The 5197-nt window shown below is 70.2% G+C and carries 4 protein-coding genes and 1 pseudogene; all 5 read right to left on the minus strand.

Going from position 1 to position 5197, the window contains the following annotated elements; genetic code table 11:
• The coding region (locus GA0115259_RS19390) for a Rho termination factor N-terminal domain-containing protein (RefSeq protein ID WP_176732594.1) at window positions 1–453 on the minus strand (453 nt) is incomplete at its 3' end.
• A gap of 387 nt (window positions 454–840) precedes the next feature.
• Entirely contained in the window at window positions 841–1758 is a 918-nt protein-coding gene (gene thrB / locus GA0115259_RS19395; RefSeq protein ID WP_093598611.1) for a homoserine kinase, read from the minus strand.
• A 295-nt stretch (window positions 1759–2053) separates the two neighbouring features.
• The gene (gene thrC / locus GA0115259_RS19400; protein ID WP_093598614.1) at window positions 2054–3136 is read right to left on the minus strand and encodes a threonine synthase; all 1083 of its coding nucleotides are present in this window, start codon (window positions 3134–3136) and stop codon (window positions 2054–2056) included.
• 7 nt (window positions 3137–3143) lie between these two features.
• On the minus strand, window positions 3144–4445 hold the full coding sequence (locus tag GA0115259_RS19405) for a homoserine dehydrogenase (protein WP_176732595.1): 1302 nt from the start codon (window positions 4443–4445) through the stop codon (window positions 3144–3146).
• 108 nt (window positions 4446–4553) lie between these two features.
• Window positions 4554–5197: pseudogene (locus tag GA0115259_RS19410) on the minus strand (diaminopimelate decarboxylase); the annotation flags it as partial.

Raw genomic sequence — 5197 nt, forward strand, 5'->3', positions numbered from 1 at the left:
GGTGGCCCGGCGGCGACGGCGCTCGCCCGCGGGCTGGTCGTCGCTGGCGGGCTGGCCGGGAATGTCGATCTGCTGCGGGGCCACGGCCTTCTCGGCCTCGCCCGCGCTCTCCTCGGCGGCCACGGCCTCACCCGTACGGGCCTTGGAGGTGGCGCGCCGCTTCGGCTTGGTCTCGGCGTCGGCGCTGCCCGCCTCGGCGGTCTTGGCGGCGGACGGGCTGCCGGCCTGCGCTTCCTTGATGACCTCGATCAGCTGGCTCTTACGCATCCGCGCGGTGCCCCTGATACCGAGGCCGGACGCGACCTGCTGCAGCTCGGCCAGGACCATGCCCTCAAGGCCGGTGCCGGAGCGGCGGCGCCGTGCGGTGGTGCCAGTGGCAGCACCTGCGGCGGGCGCGGTGGCGTCGACACTGTTGTCGGCAGTCACGCCCATCAGATCGGTGGTGTCGCTCACGAAGGGTCCTTCCCTGGAGCGGACGTCGGCCTTCTGGCTCGGCGACCGGTTGTGCTGTCCGACTGCGGTCCCATCCTGTGGACCGTGCCGGGGCGGTGGTCCCGCCGGGTACGGCGGAGAAACATGCATACGTGCGATGGGTCCGGCCCGAGGTCCCCCTGCTCGGCCCTCCGCTAGGAAAAAACGGGGGGTGTCGTGCCGGTTCCGGTGCGTGCTCAAAACTGCTCAGGCAGGCTGCTCAGGCAGTTGGGGAGGCTCCCGGAAGAAGGTTGGCCCCGAAACGGGACACGAAGCACCGCGCCTAAAAGACGTCGGTTGCAGACTTGAGGTTAACACTACCGGCTCCAACAAACATTCCCCCTCTCACTCACCGGCAATCTTGTGCGACTAAGAGCCGAGCGGCAGTACGCTCGCGCCCGCGGCGTCGAGGGCCAGCCGGTTGGCCGCCCATCCCTCGCCCGCGAGCCGTGCGACCTTGTCGGCCGCACCGTCCTCGACCAGCGCGAGCACCGTGGGGCCCGCGCCGGAGATGACCGCGGGGACGCCGTCCGCGCGCAGTCGGTTGACAAGGGCGATGCTCTGCGGCATCGCCGGTGTCCGGTAGTCCTGGTGGAGCCGGTCCTCGGTGGCCGGGAACAGCAGCTCGGGACGCCTGGTCAGCGCCTCGACGAGCAGGGCCGCGCGGCCGGCGTTGACGGCGGCGTCCACATGCGGAACCGTACGCGGCAGCAGGCCGCGGGCCGTCTCCGTGAGCACCGGGCTGTCCGGGACGAAAACCACCGGAACGATGGAATCGGCGGGATCCATCCTGATGGCGCGCGCCGCTCCGCCGTCCGTCCAGGCCAGTGTGAATCCTCCGTAGAGACAGGCCGCGACATTGTCGGGATGTCCCTCGATCTCGGTGGCCAGCTCCAGCAGCGCCGCGTCGTCGAACCGGGCGTCGCCGCCTATGGTCACGGCGCGGGCGGCGACGATGCCCGCGCAGATCGCGGCGGAGGAGGAGCCCAGGCCCCGACCGTGCGGAATGCGGTTGGCACAGACGACCTCCAGACCGCGCGGCTGTCCGCCGAGCAGGTCGAAGGCCGTGCGCAGGGAGCGTACAAGCAGATGACTCTCGTCCCGGGGCAGCGTTTCCGCGCCCTCACCGGCGATGTCGACATGCAGGCCGGAGTCGGCGACGCGGACGACCACGTCGTCGTAGAGCCCCAGCGACAGACCCAGGGCATCGAAGCCCGGACCGAGATTGGCGCTGGTGGCGGGGGTGCGCACCCGTACGGCGGCGGCGCGGAACGCGGGACCGGCCATCGCTCTGACGACTCTCCTTGTGACGGCGTGACTGCGTGCTGGGGACTGTGCTGGCTATGACGGTGGTGTGGGGCGACTGCGAGATGTTCGAGGACATGCGGAACGCCCGGGGGCCACGGGGGCGACAACACCGCGGCATATGCGGCGGGGCGGGTTGGGTACAGCCTATCGAAGGAAGGTTGTATGGCGACATAGGGCGCACAGGAGGCGCACGATGCGTGTCGCGTGCCTCCTGTGCGCCTTTGTCGGCCTTGCCGCCCTTGAGGCGGCGAGCGGGCGGTGCCGGGCGGTGGCGTCAGCTCAGACCGAGGCGCTGTGCGGCGACAGTGGCGTCGACCGGCACGGTCACCGGCTGCGGCGCTCCCGCGACCGCCCAGTCCGGATCCTTGAGACCGTTGCCCGTGACCGTACAGACGATGCGCTGGCCGGCGTCGACCTTGCCCTCCTCGGCGGCCTTGAGCAGACCGGCCACGGAGGCGGCCGAGGCGGGCTCCACGAAGACACCCTCCTGGGCGGCCAACAGCCGGTAGGCGGCCAGGATCTGCCGGTCCGTCACCTCGTCGATGAAGCCGCCGGACTCGTCGCGCGCGGCGAGCGCGTACCGCCAGGACGCCGGGTTGCCGATCCGGATCGCGGTGGCGACGGTGTGCGGGTCCTTGACGACCTCGCCGCGCACGATGGGCGCGGAGCCGGAGGCCTGGAAGCCCCACATACGCGGGGTACGGGCCGCCATGCCGCCGGCGGCGTACTCGGTGTAGCCCTTCCAGTACGCCGTGATGTTGCCGGCGTTGCCGACGGGCAGCACATGGATGTCCGGCGCCTCGCCGAGCGCGTCCACGATCTCGAACGCGGCGGTCTTCTGACCTTCGATACGTACCGGATTGACCGAATTGACCAGTGCCACCGGGTAGTTGTCGGAGAGCGAGCGCGCCAGTGTCAGACAGTCGTCGAAGTTGCCGTCGACCTGGAGGATCTTCGCACCGTGGACCAGGGCCTGGCCCATCTTGCCGAGGGCGATCTTGCCCCGCGGCACCAGTACGGCGCAGACCATGCCGGCCCGTACCGCGTAGGCGGCGGCCGAGGCCGAGGTGTTGCCGGTGGAGGCGCAGATGACCGCCTGGGCGCCCTCCTCCTTGGCCCGGGTGATGGCCATGGTCATGCCACGGTCCTTGAAGGATCCGGTCGGGTTGGCGCCCTCGACCTTGAGATGAACCTCACATCCCGTGCGCTCGGACAGCACCTGCGCCGGGACGAGCGGCGTACCGCCCTCACGGAGCGTGACGACCGGCGTGGTGTCCGTCACCGGGAGGCGGTCCCGGTACTCCTCGATGATGCCGCGCCACTGGTGGGTGCCCCGCTGGGTGCCGATGCTGGTCATGGGTCCCTTACTCCCCTTCAACACGCATGATGCTGGCGACACCGCGCACGGTGTCGAGCTTGCGCAGCGCCTCGACGGTCCCGGAGAGGGCGGCGTCGGGCGCGCGGTGGGTGACGACGACGAGGGCTGCCTCGCCGTCGCCGTCCTGGCGGCCTTTCTGGCGCACCGTATCGATGGATACGCCGTGCTCGGCGAAGACCGTGGCGACCTGGGCCAGTACGCCAGGTTTGTCGGCGACGTCGAGGCTGATGTGGTAGCGCGTGACGACCTCGCCCATACCGCTCACGGGAAGCCGTGTGTACGCGGACTCGCCCGGGCCGGTGGCGCCGCTCAGCCGGTTGCGGCAGACGGCGACCAGATCGCCCAGTACGGCGGAGGCGGTCGGTGCGCCGCCGGCGCCGGGACCGTAGAACATGAGCTGTCCGGCCGCGTCGGCCTCGACGAAGACCGCGTTGTACGCCTCGCGCACGGAGGCCAGCGGATGGCTGAGCGGGATCATCGCCGGATGGACACGGGCGGTGACGGAGCGGCCGTCGGCGGCCCGCTCGCAGATGGCGAGGAGTTTGACCGTGCAGCCCATCTGTTTCGCGGAGGCCAGATCGGCGGAGGTGACCTCCGTGATGCCCTCGCGGTACACGTCGTCCAGCCGGACCCGGGTGTGGAAGGCGATCCCGGCGAGGATGGCGGCCTTGGCGGCGGCGTCGAAGCCCTCGACGTCCGCGGTCGGATCGGCCTCGGCGTAACCGAGGGCGGTGGCCTCGTCCAGCGCCTCCGAGTAGCCGGAGCCCGCGGAGTCCATCCGGTCGAGGATGAAGTTGGTCGTGCCGTTGACGATGCCGAGGACGCGGTTGACCTTGTCACCGGCGAGGGACTCGCGCAGCGGCCGGATCAGCGGTATGGCACCGGCGACGGCCGCCTCGAAGTACAGGTCCCTGCCGTGCCGCTCGGCGGCCTCGTAGAGCGTCGTACCGTCCTCGGCGAGCAGCGCCTTGTTGGCGGAGACGACGGAGGCGCCGTGCTCGAACGCGGTGGTGATGAGCGTACGGGCGGGCTCGATCCCGCCGATGACCTCCACCACCACGTCTATGTCGCCGCGCTTGACCAGGGCGGTGGCATCGGTGGTGATCAGGGCGGGATCGATGCCCGCACGGACCTTGGACGGGCGCCGTACGGCGACTCCGGCCAGCTCCACCGGGGCACCGATCCGGGCGGTGAGGTCGTCGGCGTGCGTCGTCATGATGCGCGCCACCTCTGAGCCGACCACGCCACAGCCCAGCAGCGCCACCTTCAGCGGACGCGTACGCATCATCCGACCTACGCCTTTCATCCATCACAGCCTTTTCAAGCAGGAATCCGAACCAGTCTCACTCACCGGACGGGGCTTTCTGCCCTCTGTCCAGATTGCGAGACATGTATTTCACTCTCCGACGTCGAGACGCAGAAGATCTTCCTCCGTCTCGCGCCGGACGATCACCCGGGCCCCACCGTCCTTGACGGCGACGACGGGTGGCCGGAGCGCGTGGTTGTAATTGCTCGCCATCGAGCGGCAGTACGCGCCGGTGGCGGGCACGGCGATCAGATCCCCGGGCGCCAGATCGGCGGGCAGGAACGCGTCCCGTACGACGATGTCGCCGCTCTCGCAGTGCTTGCCGACGACGCGCGTCAGCATCGCCTCGGCGTCGGAGCGCCGCGAGACGAGCGCCACGCTGTACTCGGCGTCGTACAGGGCCGTACGGATGTTGTCGGACATGCCGCCGTCCACACTGACATAGGTACGCAGTCCTTCGAGCGGCTTGATGGTGCCGACCTCGTAGAGCGTGAAGGCCGTGGGCCCGACGATCGCGCGGCCCGGCTCGACGGAGATACGCGGTGTGCGCAGCCCGGCGGACTCACACTCACGGGTGACGATGTCGCTGAGCGCCTTGGCGATGTCGTGCGGCTCGCGCGGATCGTCCTCGGAGGTGTACGCGATCCCGAGGCCGCCGCCGAGGTCGATCTCGGGCAGCTCCACACCGTGCTCGTCGCGCACCTGCGCGAGAAGCTGCACCACACGGCGGGCGG

It is taken from the genome of Streptomyces sp. MnatMP-M17 (assembly GCF_900091995.1).
Classification (GTDB): domain Bacteria; phylum Actinomycetota; class Actinomycetes; order Streptomycetales; family Streptomycetaceae; genus Streptomyces.